17 protein-coding genes are annotated in these 15,493 nt (G+C 71.6%); all 17 read right to left on the bottom strand.

Annotation, left to right across the window (positions count from 1 at the left end; genetic code table 11):
• Positions 1-12: 12 nt before the first annotated feature.
• Entirely contained in the window at positions 13-933 is a 921-nt protein-coding gene (locus ACZ4E1_RS17575) for an N-acetylmuramoyl-L-alanine amidase (RefSeq protein WP_467540003.1), read from the bottom strand.
• 3 nt (positions 934-936) lie between these two features.
• A complete protein-coding gene (locus ACZ4E1_RS17580) occupies positions 937-1,461 on the bottom strand; it encodes a hypothetical protein (protein WP_467540004.1) in 525 nt (174 codons plus the stop codon).
• A complete protein-coding gene (locus tag ACZ4E1_RS17585; RefSeq protein ID WP_467540005.1) occupies positions 1,458-1,799 on the bottom strand; it encodes a hypothetical protein in 342 nt (113 codons plus the stop codon). Before ACZ4E1_RS17585 ends, ACZ4E1_RS17580 begins: the two co-directional genes overlap by 4 nt.
• Positions 1,800-1,807: 8 nt before the next feature.
• A complete protein-coding gene (locus ACZ4E1_RS17590) occupies positions 1,808-2,614 on the bottom strand; it encodes a hypothetical protein (RefSeq protein ID WP_467540006.1) in 807 nt (268 codons plus the stop codon).
• A gap of 256 nt (positions 2,615-2,870) precedes the next feature.
• Positions 2,871-3,593 (bottom strand): glycine-rich domain-containing protein, encoded by a 723-nt coding sequence (locus ACZ4E1_RS17595; protein ID WP_467540007.1) that lies wholly within the window; start codon positions 3,591-3,593, stop codon positions 2,871-2,873.
• Positions 3,594-3,656: 63 nt separating this feature from the next.
• On the bottom strand, positions 3,657-4,100 hold the full coding sequence (locus ACZ4E1_RS17600) for a hypothetical protein (protein ID WP_467540008.1): 444 nt from the start codon (positions 4,098-4,100) through the stop codon (positions 3,657-3,659).
• Positions 4,100-5,140 carry a hypothetical protein gene (locus tag ACZ4E1_RS17605; protein ID WP_467540009.1) on the bottom strand — a complete coding sequence of 347 codons (1,041 nt, stop codon included), beginning with the start codon at positions 5,138-5,140 and terminating at the stop codon, positions 4,100-4,102. The genes ACZ4E1_RS17600 and ACZ4E1_RS17605 overlap by 1 nt, the downstream gene beginning before the upstream one ends.
• A complete protein-coding gene (locus ACZ4E1_RS17610; RefSeq protein WP_467540010.1) occupies positions 5,140-6,459 on the bottom strand; it encodes a hypothetical protein in 1,320 nt (439 codons plus the stop codon). The genes ACZ4E1_RS17605 and ACZ4E1_RS17610 overlap by 1 nt, the downstream gene beginning before the upstream one ends.
• Positions 6,459-10,901 (bottom strand): phage tail family protein, encoded by a 4,443-nt coding sequence (locus ACZ4E1_RS17615; RefSeq protein WP_467540011.1) that lies wholly within the window; start codon positions 10,899-10,901, stop codon positions 6,459-6,461. Before ACZ4E1_RS17615 ends, ACZ4E1_RS17610 begins: the two co-directional genes overlap by 1 nt.
• A gap of 87 nt (positions 10,902-10,988) precedes the next feature.
• The gene (locus ACZ4E1_RS17620) at positions 10,989-11,207 is read right to left on the bottom strand and encodes a hypothetical protein (protein ID WP_467540012.1); all 219 of its coding nucleotides are present in this window, start codon (positions 11,205-11,207) and stop codon (positions 10,989-10,991) included.
• 5 nt (positions 11,208-11,212) lie between these two features.
• A complete protein-coding gene (locus tag ACZ4E1_RS17625) occupies positions 11,213-11,758 on the bottom strand; it encodes a hypothetical protein (RefSeq protein ID WP_467540013.1) in 546 nt (181 codons plus the stop codon).
• A 115-nt stretch (positions 11,759-11,873) separates the two neighbouring features.
• Entirely contained in the window at positions 11,874-12,251 is a 378-nt protein-coding gene (locus ACZ4E1_RS17630) for a hypothetical protein (protein WP_467540014.1), read from the bottom strand.
• Entirely contained in the window at positions 12,248-12,835 is a 588-nt protein-coding gene (locus ACZ4E1_RS17635; RefSeq protein ID WP_467540015.1) for a hypothetical protein, read from the bottom strand. Before ACZ4E1_RS17635 ends, ACZ4E1_RS17630 begins: the two co-directional genes overlap by 4 nt.
• Positions 12,826-13,626, bottom strand: a complete 801-nt coding sequence (locus ACZ4E1_RS17640; RefSeq protein WP_467540017.1) for a hypothetical protein — start codon at positions 13,624-13,626, stop codon at positions 12,826-12,828. Before ACZ4E1_RS17640 ends, ACZ4E1_RS17635 begins: the two co-directional genes overlap by 10 nt.
• Positions 13,623-14,330, bottom strand: coding sequence for a hypothetical protein (locus ACZ4E1_RS17645; protein ID WP_467540020.1), 708 nt, complete (start codon positions 14,328-14,330; stop codon positions 13,623-13,625). Before ACZ4E1_RS17645 ends, ACZ4E1_RS17640 begins: the two co-directional genes overlap by 4 nt.
• 4 nt (positions 14,331-14,334) lie before the next feature.
• On the bottom strand, positions 14,335-15,039 hold the full coding sequence (locus ACZ4E1_RS17650; protein ID WP_467540023.1) for a hypothetical protein: 705 nt from the start codon (positions 15,037-15,039) through the stop codon (positions 14,335-14,337).
• Positions 15,040-15,185: 146 nt separating this feature from the next.
• Positions 15,186-15,485: a hypothetical protein gene (locus ACZ4E1_RS17655; RefSeq protein ID WP_467540025.1), complete on the bottom strand. Its 300-nt coding sequence runs from the start codon at positions 15,483-15,485 to the stop codon at positions 15,186-15,188.
• Positions 15,486-15,493: the final 8 nt, after the last annotated feature.

The following is a 15,493-nucleotide window of genomic DNA, read 5'->3' on the forward strand; positions in this document are numbered from 1 at the left end:
TCGTTGGTCCTTTCAGGCGGTGACGTCGAAGCCGTGCTTCGCGCCGAGACGGGTCACGCTGTCGAGTCCGGGGATGCCGTCGGCGGGCTGGCCGGGCCTTCGGCCGCGGTAGCCGAGCCGCTCCTGCCACTCGCTCGTGGCGGTGATCGTGGTCGTGCCGAAGTGGCCGTCCGCGTACGTCTTGGACAGCAGGCCCTCGTCGACGAGCGCGGCCTCGTACGTCTTCACCCCGGCGTACGTGACCGGCTGGCCGGCCATCCTCGGGTTGGTGCGAGCCGCCTCGACCAGCCGCGACAGGGACACCTTCGGCCGGGTCGGCGTCGGCAGCGGACCCGGCTTGGCCTGCCCGAGTCGGGCCGCGATCCGGTCGCGCATCGACGCCATGGTGAAGCCGACCGGGTCCGATTTTCCGGGCTGCCACTCCAGGTGGCCGATGACGGAGCGGGCGCCCCAGCCGTGGACGCGGCAGAGCGCCGCACCGGCGCGCTCGATCGCGTCGACCTGGACGGCGGGCCACGGGTCCAGGCCGTCGCCGAGGTTCTCGCACTCGAAGCCGTAGAAGTGCCGGTTGCCGTCCGTGGTGGCCTCGTTGTCGGCGGGCAGGGGCCGCTCGTCGATGACCGCGCGGAGGACGTCGTCATCGCCCAGGCCGGCGTGGTTCGCGCGGCCGTAGCCGATGAGGTGGACGCGGCCGTCCTTGGCGATCATGCCGTGGCAGAGCGGGCCCGGCAGGCCCGCGTATCCGTCTCGGACGATCCGCACCGTGGATGCGGTGCCGGAGGTGACGGTGTGATGGATCATCACCCCGCGCATAGGCCCCCATGGCCCCATGTGGTTGCGGTTGCGGGTACGCCAGTTGCCCTCCTCGACAACGGTCAGGCCCTCGTCGCGGAGGGCTCGAAGAAGCCGGTCGGCGGTCATCGGGATACTCATGTCTCACTCCGCGGGGTGGATGGCGAGCTTGAACTCGGCGAGGGTGAGCAGCCGCGGGTTCGCGTCGTTGTGTGTGATGCGCAGCGCGAGCGGAACGCTCGGCGACACGTAGATGCCGTGGCCCTTGCAGAAGTACTGGCCGCCCGGGCTCGGGGCCCGGTGCTCGGTCGCGGTGGTGTCGTTCGGGGTCGGCGTCAGGCCGAGCGGGTCACGGACGTACTGGTCGCGCAGCTCGGTGTAGCCGCCGGTCGCGCTGGGGCCCTCCCACTGGATCATCGCGTAGAGGTGGCCCCATCCAGAGCGGGAGGGCCAGATGAGCCCGGAGCGGTCGTCGGTGGCCCAGTCGCTCACCACGTACCCGTCCGGCTGCACCGCCTGGTGCATCTCGAAGCGGTCCGTCGGCTCTGCGGCGCCGAACGGGAACCGGACGACCTTGTACGTGTTGCCGGGGGCGATGAGCTGCGGGGTGTCGACCTTGAGCGAACACACCTGCACGCCCGGTGTGACGCTGCCGGCCGTGCCCGTCACTTCGCCCGCCCGGTGGTCGTGAGGGCGGGGCCGTCGTACCCCGCCATGCGGCGCGCGGTGGCATCGCCGACGCCCGCGCCGACGAGCTCGGCGTAGTCGGTCCGCTGCCGGTCGGCGTCCGCCGCGACGAGCCCGGCCACGTAGGCGGCGTTCTGCTCGCGCAGCTCGTCGAGCCGCGCCTCGTACGTCTCCCGCGACACGATCTCTCCAGGGCGGCTGAGGGTCGCCCGGATGCCTGCGGGGACGACGAGTTGGCTCGCCGTCCCGTCCTCGTAGATCGCGTAGACCGTGACCTGCTCGGCGCTCGCGGTGGCGCCCTCGACGTTCATGCTGTCCATGCCGCTCCTCAGAGGCTGATCAGGATGGCCCGGATGAAGACCTGGATGCGGTTGTAGGTGGCGCCGGACGACCCGCGATCCAGACTGATCGGGAAGTTGATCACCGCGTTGGCGCCCGGTGCGAGGGCGGTGAGCGCCTGGTAGACCTTCGTGGTCTGCGTGTGGGCGTCGGTGATCGTCGAGGTGCCCGTGTTGCGGGTGTAGAACATCGAGTCGGTGTCGTGCCCGTACGCGGCTCCGGCGCCCGCGGGGAGGACGAAGTCGACGTCGGCCTCGCGCTCGACCAGGACGACGGCCGACCGGCACGGGTCCGGGTTCGTGATGGGCAGCGTGAACGTGTCGACCGTCGTGAGGGTGTTGGGGACCGCGAGGTCCGCGTAGTCCCTCGTCTCCTGCACCTGCGCGTAGTTGATCTGCCCTCGGGGCTCGCCGCGCAGCTTCCCGGTCGAGTCGCAGACGATGACACCGCCGGCCGTGTCCGCGCTGCACGCGTACGGCCAGGTGCCGGTGTTCACGCGTACCGGGGCGCTGCCCGAGCCGTTGCCGGTGAGGCCGCACCCAGTGGTGACGGTGGCCGCGCCGGTCGGCACGAACAGCCCGCCGTCCGGGGCGGTCGTCAGGTTGTTCCCGGCCTGGCCGGAGATGTCGGCGGAGAACTGCCCTGTCGCCGGGTCGTAGTCGAGTCCGGTCCCCGCCGACAGGCAGCCGCGGACGTCGTCGCATTCGACGACGCTACTGATCACGTACGGGTTTGCTGCCGAGCCGCTGCCGCTGACCGACGTGTTCGTCCCGGCCTGGATCGAGCAGTTGCACAAGCCGCCACCACAGCCGCACCTGGCCACAGGTCCACCGTCCTCACGGGGGTTGTTCTGCGGCCCGGCCCACAACCAGCGGCGCACTACGAGTGTATAGACGCCCGCACCCGCGTCCGGGGCGTCCGGACAGGTCGGGCGGAGTGTCCGGACAAGGAGGGGCGCGTGTCCGGGCGTTGATGACGCGGGCCCGCCTACCTGCGCGGACACCGTGTCCGCCACCGAGCGGACGTGTCCGGACAGCGTGTCCGCCCCAGGGTCAGGCGTACATTTCCACGATCACGATGCCGTCGTTGCCGTCGGTGCCGTTCGTGCTGTCGCCGTCCCTCGCGAAGCCGCCGGCCGCGCCGCCGCCGCTGCCGCGCGCCGCGCCGCCACCGCCCGTGGACGCGCGCTGGAATCCGCCGTGGCCGAGGTGGGACTCTCCGCCCGGCCCGGACTGCCCTTGGTCGCCGCTCAGTCGGATCGGGCCGCCGCCCGCGCCGCCGCCCTGGACGAAGTCGCCGATGCCCGCGAGCGGGCCTGGGGTGCCGGAGTAGCAGATGACGCCCGCGCCGGACGACATGACGGCCTGTCCGCCGTTGCCGCCGTTCGCGGTGCACAGTCCGCCGAAGCTGCTGTTTCCGCCGTTGCCGCCGTCGACCGTCGGGGTGCCCGCGCTGCCGCCCGCGCCGACGACGATCGTCTCGGTCGCGCCGAGCGCGGACACATCGATCAGCGCCTCCGAGTAGCCGCCTCCGGCGCCGCCCGGCTGCGCGACGAGCTGGCCGGCGCTCGCCTTCGCGCCGGCCGATCCGCCGCCGGCGGCCTGGACCCGCACGCGGACGCGAGCGAGCCAGGGGTACGAGGCCTTCTTGAACTCGTGGGTGCCCGGCGTCTTGAAGTAGCGGATCTGTCGGAGCCCGAGACTGCCGGGGACCATGGTCAGGCGACCGTCGTCTCCGACGTCGAAGTAGTCGTTGTCCACGCACACAGCGGCCACGGCTGCACTCCCAGGGTGAGGAGAACGGCGGCCCGGCCCACAACCAGCGGCGCGAGCAGCAGGTTAACCGGCCGCAGGCGGGGCCGGGGTGGCGAGCAGGTGGACGCGGACCCCTGCACCGGCCGGGGCCGCGACTCCTGTGCCTCGGCGCGGGCGGGTCTGCCAGACGCGGGCGGTCACGTACCAGCTGGTGACTTCCTCCAGGACGGCCCACACTGTCCGCTCGTCGTCGCCTGGCTCGGGGTCGACGGCGGTGGCCGTGACAGCTGGTGCCGAGCCGTACCGGACGGTGAACTCCCAGCGGACCCGCCCGTCCTCACCGGTCGTCAGGACGGCTGCGAGCGGGGCGCTGGGCGTGGCGGCGGGCGGGGGCGGCGGCGTCTGGTCGTCGTCGGGGTTCGTCGTGCGGCGGCGGCCGCCGATCCGGGCACGCTGGTCCAGGTGGACCAGGACCCCGGCGAGCGGATTGCCGACCACCCGGCGCGCGGGCCCTCCTCGAACTGCCACTAGGCCGCCTCCGCTCCGCTCGCCGCCACCTGGACCTGAACGCTCTCCGTGCCGGGCGAATTGTCGTCGCCCGCGGTCTCGGCCACCTTCACGCCCGTGATCTTCAGCCGCTGGGACACCTTGCGGCACGTCTCGGCCGACGTCACGTCCAGGCACCAGCCGGGCACCAGCGCGGGCACGTCGATCGCGGCGAGGGGGCTGATGGTGACCTGCTGCGTGTCGACGAACACCGGGACGACGCGACTCACCCGCTGGCGCGCCTGCGCGGCCTCGACCGCCGAATCGTTGTCGGTGATCTCGTTCATCTCGATGTACCGCTCGTGGAGCCCGTAGTAGCGGTCCACGCCGCCGTACGAGCCGACGGCGCCGCTCTGCTCGGATCCGGCGACGACCCACCGGGTGACGAGGCTCGTCCCCTCCTCGGCGACCTGGAGGCCGTCGGGGAGGTCCGCGTCGGACAGGCGGCCGACGCTCGCCATGTGGGTTTCCGGCAGGAGCAGGATCTTCGAGCCGATCGCGGTGAGGTCGATCCCGGCCTCCGCGAGCTGGCGCAGGTGGTCGCCGGTCTGCCCGATCCCCCGCGTGTACGACCGGGACCCGGAGATGCCGGCCCGGTCGATGATCTCGATCGAGTGTCCGGGGTCGTCCGGCTCGTAGCCGTCCTCGATGAGCCACTCCGCGATGGCGGACAGGTCGACGTTCTTGAAGTCCCGGGTCTCGTGCGGGACCCGGTTGTCGAGCCAGGCCAGCACGTCGGAAGCGACCAGCTCGACCTGGCCGAGGTTCCAGTTGATCCCGGTGAGGGGCCCGTCCCACACGTACTGGCCGTCGCGGAACACGACGAGCCTGTTGCGCCACGTGCCGATGTTGCTGAGCCGCCCGCAGCAGTCGCCGTCCGGCTGGATCACCGCGCGCGCCGTGCTGACGTTGTCCAGCGACCGCGTCCACTCGATCTCGGTGAGTACTTCCGCGACTGCGATCGTCGCGCCGTTCCGGTCCAGCACGGCGGCCTGGTGGGTGCCGCACCCCGCTACCGCCATTACAGGCCCCTCCCGGAGACGTTGACCGTGACCACCGCGTCGAGCGCCGGAGGGTTCTGCAAGTCCGTCGATAGGCAGACGCAGTAGGTGGCGCACTCCAGGAGCGGATACTTGGGCGGCATGCCGTCGAGGCCGTAGACGTCCGGGCTCGACTCGCACGTCCCGCCGCACTCGACGGTGGCCCGGCCGGTCTGCCCGTCCAGGGTCACGGCCCCGCCCGCGGGGACGTAGGCGACGTGGAAGAACGCGTGCGGCGCGCACCGTTCCAGGTCGGCGGTCTCCTCGCAGGTGAGTGTCTCGTCGCCGTGCTCGTAGATCTCGATCGTCAGGTTCCGCAGCTCGTCGGACCCGGACCGCACCGTGATCACGGGCACGTCCGACGACCAGTTCGGCCGGCCGGTGAGGTCCATGTCGTAGCAGGCCCGCTCCGAGGCGAGCGGCAGGCAGTAGCAGGTGTTCAGCGGGGCGCCCGGCAGCGGCGGCAGTTCGGTCGCGCACCGGGTGTCGGCGCACGCCGCTGTGGGGTCGGGGCAGGCCGCGAACCGGCAGCCGCCCGGGCAGCCGGCGTCACCGGCCGGATGGACGCACCACTCGACGCAGTCCCCAGCGAGGTCCATGGGCGGGGTGACCTCGATCATCGGCATCGGGTCGGTCCACAGCCACGGCACGGCGGCGGTGAGGACGACCTCCACGGTGAGAATGTCCGCGCCGCTCTGGCAGCGGCCGGTGCCGCAGCCGTCACCCGCACGCCCGACGATCCGGGGCCCGTCGATGAGAGCGACCCGGCGCAGCGTCCGCCGGTGGCGCTGCTGGAACTCGGCCGGCTCCAGGTCCTCGCCCGGGCAGCAGTTGAACACCTGGAGGCAGTCACCGTCGCACTCCCCCGACGTGCAGCCCTGGAGGACCTGGCCGAGCCAATGGAGACCGTAGTCGACGCCGCAGCAGGTGGAGCCGAGGACGAGGGCTGTGACGGTGATCGTGCGGGGCAACGCGCGGGCCGGGCCGATGGCGCCGCCGCCGGTGATGCCGCCGGTCACCGACCGCTGGACGGGGTAGTCGTCCATGCCGTCGACGTTGAGGACCATGATCCCGGCGAACTCGGTGCTCTGCGGCACGTCGGGGTCGTACCAGGGCGCCGGATTGTCCTCGCTGTCCGGCGTCGTGTACGGCAGCTCCTCGAGGACGTCCGCGCCGAACGTGGGGCAGCCGCAGCCGCTGAAGTCCGTCAACGGGGAGCCGACCGTCGACAGATACGTCGACAGCCGGGCGTGGTTGACCACCTCGACCCCGCCGTAGTTCATGTACCACTCGGCCGCCATCAGCCCATCACTCCTGCCGCGAGTACGAGCCGGTTGACGACGCGTTGCGCCGTGGCGTGGCCGTCGCCGACCTCCCGGATCTCGAAGTTGTTGATGATCGTCGCCCCGTTGCCGCCGGCCCCGCCGCGGCGGCCGGGCACCGCCTCGGCGGCGGCCTGGCGGGCCCGCTGAGCGCGCGTCAGCGGGATGACGGCGCTCGAGTCCGGGAGGCTGCCGCCGAGCCCGGACAGCTGAGCCCGGACCCCGTCGGCGAGGACGCGCGCCGCGTCCCGGCTCTCGTCCTGAAGCGCGCCCATCCGCTTGAGGAGCCCCAGGTGCAGGCCGAGCCCGGTCATGTCGCCGATGTGCATGAACACCCGCGACGGCGACTTGATACGCAGCGCGGAGCGGATCGCCGACTGCATGCCCTTCGCGATGTCCAGCATCAACTTTTCGATGTTCTTCCGCTGGCCCTGCAAGCCGGCCAGGAAGCCCTTCCCGGCGTTCTTCCCTGCGTCGAACAACACGTCAGCGCTCGTACGGCCCAGGGTGGTCGACGCCTTCGACAGCTGGGACTGGAGCGAGTTCAGCCGCTTGAGGGAGTCCTTCGTCGACCCGGCCAGAGCCGTCGCGATCTCCGCTCCGGCGACCGGGCCCAGGCCGATGATCTGGGCCAACAAGTCCTTCGAAAGTCCGCGCTTGGCGAGGTTGTTGAGCTGCGCCTGGAACGTCTTCACCCGCTGGACGGCGTCCTCCAGGCCGACCGCCAAGGACTTCGCCGTCACCGCGCCCTGGCCCTGCGTGAGGTTCTGCAGCGAGAACGCGTCGAGCGCCTTCTTCGTGGTGTCCGCCGCGAACTTCTGGGCGTCGGCGATCTTCTTGATGAGGGAGTCGCGCTGCTTGGCGAGGCCCTGGAGCCTCTTGTTCCCGGCGTCGACCATGCGGACGAGGCGGTCGTCGAGGTTCGTCTTCTTGCCCGAGAACGCGCTGATGATGTCCTTCGCCAGCTTGTCGGTCGTCGCCTTGATCTGCGCCGAGGTGCCGGTCAGCCCTGCGATGAAGCCGCGCCCGACGTCCCGGCCGATCTTCGCGAACACCTTGGACGGGGACGCGATCCCCAACGTGTCCTTCGCGGCGACGACGGCAGAGTCCGCGAGATCGCTGGCGGCGGCGGCCAGGTCCCCGGAGTTGTCGCGGATCCCGGCGACGATGCCGGCGACGACCTGCGAGCCGATCCCGTCGAGGAGCGTCGCGATCCCCACCAGCGCCTTGCGCAGACTCTTCACGCCCGCGCCGACGGCCGCCGTGCTGCCCTCGTCCGCCGCGGCGAACGCCTGCGCCTGCTGCACCCCGAGAATCCCGAGAAGCCCAGAGCGCGCCGCGAGGTCCATCGCCCGCTTCGGCTTCGTGAGCGGGATGACGACCTCGGGGCCCGCCTCGCCGATCAGCGCGTGCGTGGGCCCGTAGACGATGCCGCCCTTCGCGAACGGCAGGTACTTGCGGATCCCGGAAGGGACCCCGTTCTTGATCTTGGAGACGATCTGGGAGCCGACGTTCCCCATCGCCGAGGCGATCCGCCCGCCGATGCCGGAGAAGAGGCCCACGACGCCGGAGATCAGGTTCGACGCTGCTGCCCGGGCGGACCCGGCCGCGCTGGAGATCGCTCCGCTGATCCGGGAGCCGAGCGCGGACAGCGCGGACCCGATCCGGCCGGGCAGGGACGAGAAGAACCCGACGACCGAGCCGCCGAACGAGCGGGCCGCAGCGAGCGCGCTGGATCCGGCCGACCGGAACCACTGCGCGACGATGCCGGGCAGCGCGGCGATCGCCGACCCGATCCGGCCGGGCAGCGCGGCGAACCAGGAGGCGACGCTCCCGAGGAACGACGTGGTGGCGGACCGCGCCGAGTTGAACGCGCTGGTGAAGAACGAGCCGATCGTCGAGCCCAGCGACGCCAGCGCGGACACGATCCGGCCGGGCAGCTCGGTGAACGCGAAGATGATCGCGCCGAGCGCCGTGAGCAGGGCGATGCCCACGGCGGCGACGGCGCTGGTGAACAGGTCGACCAGGAGGCCGGGCAGCGCGGCGAGCGCCCCCATGATCCAGCCTGGCAGCGAGGTGAAGAACCCGACGACCGCATCGAAGGCGGTCACCGCCCACGTCGACAGGGTCGTGACGAGGGAGGAGAAGAACGAGCCGATCGACGAACCGAGTGACGTCAGCGCGCCGCCGATCATGCCGGGCAGGCCGATGATGAACTGGATGGCCGACCCGAGCCCGCTGACCAGCCCGGACAGGACCGTGATCACCGCCTGGATGACCGGGACGACGGCGTTGATCGCCAGCCAGGACAGGAACCCGGCCGCGACCTGGAGGATCGGGCCCGCGAGCTGGATGACGGTGACGAGGAGCGGCGCGCAGGCCTCGACGAGCTGCGCGAGGAGCGGCAGCAGCGGCACCAGCGCCTGGAGGACCGCGTCGAACCCGGCGATCAGCGGCGGCAAGATCGGGATGAGCGCGTCGCCCAGCGCGGTGGCAACCGGCACCAGGGCGACCGCGATCCGGACGAGGACGTCGGCCAGCGTCGACAGGACCGGTGACAGGCTCCCGACCAGCGCGACGAGTTGGGGCGCGATCTGGGCGACGAGCGGCGTCATCGCGGTCGACAGCGTCGTGAACGCCTCACCGATCCGCGGCAGGACCGGCATCAGCGCGTCGACCAGGGCCGAGATGACCGGCGCCAGGAGGGTGACCAGATTCTGTAGCGCGGGCGCGAGGATCTGGGCGAGGACAGCGGCGAGCTGCCCGACGAGCGGCAGGATCGGGGCCAGGGCCGCGAGCGCGGACCCGAGGACCTGGCCGAGCGGGGCGAGGGCGGGGCCGAGGATGCCGAGCCCTTCGGCGAGGGCCTGACCGATCGTCGCGAGGGCGGGAGCGATCGAGGCGAGCGCCGGTCCGAGCGCGTCGATCAGGCCGACGAGCGCGGGCCCCAGGGCAGTGAAGACCGGGGCGAGCGCGGGGGCGATCGCCCCGATCTGCGTAACGAGGGCGGACAGGATCGGGCCTAGCTGCGCCGCGATCGTCGCGACGGTGCTGAAGATGTTCCCGATCGCGGACTGGCCGCTGGCGCTGTTGACGAACTCCCGGAGGGAGCCGGTGATCTCCTTGAGGTTGCCGAGGAGACCGCCGCCCGCCCCTTGAGCAGCGCGGAAGACGCCGGTGATGATGCCGCCGACGTTGGCGACGACGCCGCCGAGCTGCTGGAAGACCTGGAGCGCGCCCTCCACCCATTCGACGGCCTTGCCGCTGCTGGCCGCCTCCTGGAGGAAGGTGCCGAACCGCTGGCCGATGCTGGAGATCGCGCCGCCGAGTCGGGCGCCGAAGGCGTCCGAGACCGCGGCCGCCATCTGGAGTACGCCGGCCGTGACCTTGTTCGTGGTCTGGCCGAGCCCGTCGACCGCCGCGCCGGTCGCCCCGAGGATCGAGGTGACGTTCGCGACGCCCTGTGCGCCCTGGATGTAGCCGAGCGCGTTCTTCAGTGCGACGCCCCACCCGGCGGCGATGTCCGACAGGCCCGTCTTCAGCGGCCCCTTGAGGGCGTCCGCCGTGGCGGTGATGTCGCCCTGGAACTGCTGGAAGAAGCTGTCCTGGACGCTGTTGCGCAGCGACTCGAACGCCGGCCGGAGCGCCCGTACTTCGAGCGCTGCGGCGCGCGCTGCCGGTGACAGGTTCTCCAGCGACTTCTCGAACTCGTCCGCGCTGCCGGTCAGTGCGGCGCCGAACGCGTCCGAGACGCCGGCGAGGGCGAGCTTCAGGGTGCCGAGCGCGACCTGGAAGCCGATGACGGCGGCGGGGAGCGCGGCGATGATGCCGGCGGCGGGGGCGAGCGCGGCGACGAGGCTGCCGATGCCCTGCGCGGCACCGGCGGCGGCGATACCGATCGCGCCGAACCGCAGGAGTCCGCCAAGGGCGCCCCCGACCCGCCCAGCGATGCCGGCGAGCCCGGACAGCGCGCGGCCGAGCCGATCGGTGTCCGCGCCGTCGACGTCGACGCGGACGTTGACTGGCGGCGCCCTGTGGGCTCGGACACGAGAGTCGAAGTCGTCGAAGTCCGGGACGACGCGGACGGAGACCTCAACGCCGGCCAGGTGCGCGCGGATCCGCTCGACGAACCCGGCCATGTCCGGCGCGACCGGGATGTTGATGCTCTCCAGCGACCGGAGCTGGGCCAGGAGAGCAGCGTCGAACCGGCGAAGGTCCGGCTCGACCCTCACCTTGACCGCGCCAGCAGCGGTCAGCCCGCGCTGAATGTTGCGGTGGATCTGAGCGCCGACGTTCCTCGTCGACCGGTCCAGAGCCCGCGAGATCCGGATCCCGAGATCGCGGGCGTCCGCGACCGCTTCCGCGTCGTCCAGGACGATCCGGATTGTTGCGCTGCCGTAGTCCTCGTCCTCGCCGGCCAACGGGCAACCCCACTCGTGTGCGTGGTGTTGCCCGGCCCAGAACCAGCGGCATACGGGCGGACTCGCAGGTCCGGCCGCGTTCTCAGATTAGCCGGTGCGTCTCCCGGCGAGCTTGGCGTCCTCTGCCGCGAGCCGTGCGGCGAGGTCGCGCGCCTGCTGCATCCCCATTCCGCCGCCAGGGGCGCCCGGCCGGGTCTTGTCCGGCTTCACGCCCTGCGGCGGGGCGTACAGCTTGGCCCGGTTGCGGGCCCTCTCCGCGTCGTCGGCGGCACCCATGTCCATGGCCGCCTCGGCGGCGTTCAGCATCCGGCTCAGGACCCACTGGCGGGGGTCGACACCCTTGAGGGCGAGACTCCCATCCCACGCCTCCCAGCCTTCTGCGATCGAGACGCAGAGCCGGAAGACGACGTAGTAGGGCGCGAGCCGCCGCCGTACAGCTCCACCGCCCACTCCAGCAGCTCGACCAGGACCCGGTCGGGAAGACGGATGTCGTAGACGGCGCGCGCCCCACCGCCGTCCACTCCGGCCGCGAACTCCACGGCGGTCGGCCAGTCGGCGAACGTTTCGAGGACCTTGCCGTCCTTCTTCACATGGGTCCGCAGGAAGTCCTCGGCGGACTCGTCCTCCATCAGCGAGGCGAGGAACCGGCGCAGCGTCGCCGTGACCTCCCGCACGCGATCGATATCGGCGCCCTGCAAGTTGTCGAGGTCGACGCCCTTCGTCGCCTGCGATTCCCGCAGCTCGGCGTACGAGTCCATGAAGTCGTCGCCCATGACTTCCGCCTTGAACAGGAGGCGGATGTCGTCGCCGATCTCGGCGACGTGAGGTTCAGTGTGCAGAGCGAACGTTTTCCGCATGGCGGCTGCCCCTTGGTGTCCCGCAGTGTTGCCCGGCCCAAAACCAGCGGCGGGCACAGGGTAGAGCACCGGCAGCCGTGGGCGTCGTCGCCTGCCGCCGGGGGCGGGTGGCGTGCTACTTGCCGAGGCGGAGTGCCTTCGCCAGGAAGTTGTTCGGCTTCGTGCCGGGGTGGTGCACGACCTTCGCGAAGACGACCTCTCCGCCGATCTCGAACCTGAGGGCCTTGCGGCGGCGCGGGCGGATGATGTGCGGCCTCGTTCCGTTGAGGACGTAGTGCACGGCGTGGTGGTCGCACTGGATGACGCCTTCCAGGCCCTTGGGGCCGGGGCGGACCTTCCACGTGATGTACCTGCCCATGGTGCCTGGGGCGAGCTGCTCCGCGAGCCGGGCGACCTTCGCGGTCCGCTTACGGAGGCCGCGTTCGGCCAGGCCGCCGCGCAGCCGCAGCATGCGACTGATTCGGCCGGGCTCGACCCGCACTTCGACACTCACGGCGACTCCTCCCCTGGGCACCGGCCACAGCCCGGCAGGGCCACCGTGACGCGCTGCTCGATGCCGACGCAGCCGCCTTCCGGGCCGATGACGCGCTGCGCACCGATGACGAACTTCGGGCCTCGCCGGCCGGTCCCCGTCTGCGGCAGGCAGCACAGGAGGGCGCTGTAGACCGTGGTCGCGTCGACGTGCAGGATCCGCGACGACTCCGACAGTTCCTCGCACGACGGCGGGCACCCGTTGTCCGACGGCATGGGCGCGCACCGCAGGAGTGTGATGACGAGCTCGGCCGCCGTCAGCGCGGGAGGCGCGCAGCCGCGAACCCCACGGACTTCCCGGTCGGTGAGGAGACCGGCGGTCGACGGGTACAGCTGCGCCACGCTCACGGTGAGCTGCCCGGGCGCCCCGTCCCCGTCGCACGGTGCGTCGCACGTGTCCCAGGCCGGCGCGCCGGGGACGACGCAGGCGCGTGCGGGGCAGCCGGGCTGCCCGTCGACCTCGGCGGCGACGGCCTCCAACTGGGCGCACACGCAGCCGAGAACGGCCTCCGCCAGGTCGTGCAGCGCGTACGGGGTCAGGGCCACGTCGTCACCCGGTTCCTCCGGAAGTCCGGGCTGTAGACCCGCGACGGGCTGTCGAGGTGATGCGGGTTGACCGTCATCAGCCATGCGTCGACCACGGGGAGGCCCGTGCGTCCTTCGCTGTAGACGATGCTCGGGTCGGCTTCGATCTCGACGCCCTGGCGCTGAATGCGCGTCACGTTCCTCGGCGCGTTGCAGCCGCAGCCGGAGCCGCACCCCTTGAGCAGGTGGCACGTCAGTTCCGACACGGCGGCGATCGCGGTCTCGTCGAGCGGCAGCCCGAGCCGGTAGGTGACCGCGAAGGTGCCCTCCTCGCCGGGAGCCTTCTCCATCTGCTGGCAGGTGGGCCAGCACTCGCCGCCGAGGCGGACGAGGAGGTTGGGCGCGTCGACCCGGTACTCCAGGCCCGGCGCGAGGACCTGCCCGTCGAGGTTGACCTCCACGATGTCGTGGACCGGGCCCTCGAGTCGGACTTCGCACAGCTCCCCGCACGAGCAGGACGAGGACAAGGCGCAGCCGCAGACCGAGGCGTTGCGCCACTCTCCGTCGACGCCGATGTACGGGATCCAGGGGCCCACTGCCGCCCAGCGGACCGGGAACGCGTACGAGTCCAGGCAGGCTCTCCGGCAGGGGCGGACGGTGATCGGGCAGGATGGCCCCCACCGCATCCCGGACAGGCGCCACAGGGTCGTGGTGGCGACCTTCTGCCAGAACCCGACGTCTTCCTCGTCGTACTGGCTGACGTCGCAGCACGGGCGGATCGGCCACGGTTCGCACGGGGCAGTCGTGATCACCGACGGCGTCCCTTCTCGTACGGGCCCGGCGTCGGGAAGGCCGCCCGGATGTGGGCGCCAACCCGCCCGTTGTCGAACGCGTCGGGCATGGTCGACAGGAACGGGCCGGCCGGGATCTGCGGGCCGCGCCACATGACCTTCACGTCCTCGATCTGCTCGCCGCCCAGCCCGGCCAGGACCCCGTACGCGGTGCGCTTGTGGAGCACGTTCAGGCGGCGGCCGACGTCGAGGGCGTGCAGCATCGGCTCCTTGTGGACGACGAGGGGGACGTGCAGCTCGTACGACATGGGGTCGTCGTAGCCGAGGGAGACGAGGAGGTCCCGCGTCTCCCTCAGCCCCCGCAGGTACTGCCCGTTGCCTCGCGTCGCGTAGTACGCCTCGACGTCCCGGACCGGGCCGCGGTGCAGGATGGGCACCCCGTCCGGCAGCGGCTCCATCACGAAAAAATCGTCGTTGAGCAGGGCGAACGGGTCGCTGATGCCCGGGTTGCGGCAGGCCGCGGCGACAGCCCTGGTCGTGTTGACGTACTTGGTACCGGTCTGCGGCGTGGCGAGGTGCCGGGCACCCTCCACCCACGGGGGACGGTGCCCGACGATCCACACGTCCCGGTGCGGGAGGTGCGCGGCCCAGCTCCGCAGCGCGTAGCGGAGCTGGTTGTTCACCGCGCCGACCCTCACCGGGACGACGATGTCCATGAGCGACATGGCGTCAGGAGGCCAGGCACAGGCCGCCGGTGACCGGGGTGTACTCGCAGACCGGCTCCGGCGGGGCGACCGTGGTGACGAACGTCCGGCGGTGGCAGTTCGCGCCGAGCGGGGTGAGGAGCCCGCCCGGAGTGCCGGCCGCGTCGTGCGCCATGACGTCGTACGGGCCGGTGCCCCAGCCGCCGCCTGCACGGGTGGCGCCGGTGAGCTGGAGCGTGACGGCCTCGGCGCCGACCTCCAGGTCGCCGAGGATGCCGTTCGTCACCCACGGCAGGAGGAAGTAGATCCACGCGCCGTCGCCGGTGCCCTGGGCGTCGCATACGTCCTCGCCGAGGACCTCGGCCCACAGCTCCAGGGCGAAGCCGCTGTTGCACTGGAGTGAGCAGTCGTCGTAGCCGATGGGCTTGCCGGAGTAGTCGTAGACGACTGGGTTGCCTGTCGTGATCTCCAGGAACTCGGGCGAGACGCTGAAGAAATTCACTTCGACGTCGTAGCCGTTGAACGTGGGGCAGCCGCGCTTGAAGCCGCACTGGCGACCGTTGGCCGCCTTGTAGTTGACGTCCTCGCCGTCCTCGGTGTTCGGGTTCATGGCAACGGAGGCCAGGCAGTCGAAGACGAAGCCGTTGTCCTCGCCGCAGACCGGCCGGCCGCAGGCGTCAACTCGCGTGACACGGACGGTGTCGAGGTTTGCGATCAGGGGGCAGGTCACTGGGGTCCTCCAACACGAGAGGTGTTGGCCCGGCCCACAACCAGCAGCGTCAATGCGATGCGTACCCCGGCCCAGAACCAGCGGCTACCCACCAGGAAGTCTATCTGCGCCCGACGTTCGACGCCGGGCGCAGATACGTCGGCCGGTCAGGCGTCACCGCTCGGGCCGGTGTAGCCGGACAGGCGCCGCGCGGTCGCCTCGGGAAGCCCGGAGGCGAGCAGCGCCTCGTAGTCCTCGCGGGTGCGCCGCTCGTCCTCGGCCTGGAGCGCCGCGACGTGCTCCTCGCGCTCCGTCTGAAGCGCGTCGCGGCGCGCCTCGTACTCGGCCTGGTCGACGAGCCGGCCCGGCTTGGGCAGCGGCGGCTCCTCGCCCGTGGTGGACGTCATGACGCCCGCCGACCCGTCGTCGAACAGTGCGTAGTAGGTCGTTTCGACAGCAGTGGACATGGCCGCTC

This window comes from Streptomyces sp. NPDC025806 (assembly GCF_055558275.1).

Bases quoted from the DNA above. Each gene is read 5' to 3' on its own strand.
- ACZ4E1_RS17585 (WP_467540005.1), bottom strand. From the start codon at position 1,799: ATGGACAGCATGAACGTCGAGGGCGCCACCGCGAGCGCCGAGCAGGTC.
- ACZ4E1_RS17605 (WP_467540009.1), bottom strand. From the start codon at position 5,140: ATGGCGGTAGCGGGGTGCGGCACCCACCAGGCCGCCGTGCTGGACCGG.
- ACZ4E1_RS17645 (WP_467540020.1), bottom strand. From the start codon at position 14,330: ATGTCGCTCATGGACATCGTCGTCCCGGTGAGGGTCGGCGCGGTGAAC.
- ACZ4E1_RS17575 (WP_467540003.1), bottom strand. From the start codon at position 933: ATGAGTATCCCGATGACCGCCGACCGGCTTCTTCGAGCCCTCCGCGAC.
- ACZ4E1_RS17610 (WP_467540010.1), bottom strand. From the start codon at position 6,459: ATGGCGGCCGAGTGGTACATGAACTACGGCGGGGTCGAGGTGGTCAAC.
- ACZ4E1_RS17620 (WP_467540012.1), bottom strand. From the start codon at position 11,207: ATGCTGAACGCCGCCGAGGCGGCCATGGACATGGGTGCCGCCGACGAC.
- ACZ4E1_RS17655 (WP_467540025.1), bottom strand. From the start codon at position 15,485: ATGTCCACTGCTGTCGAAACGACCTACTACGCACTGTTCGACGACGGG.
- ACZ4E1_RS17625 (WP_467540013.1), bottom strand. From the start codon at position 11,758: ATGCGGAAAACGTTCGCTCTGCACACTGAACCTCACGTCGCCGAGATC.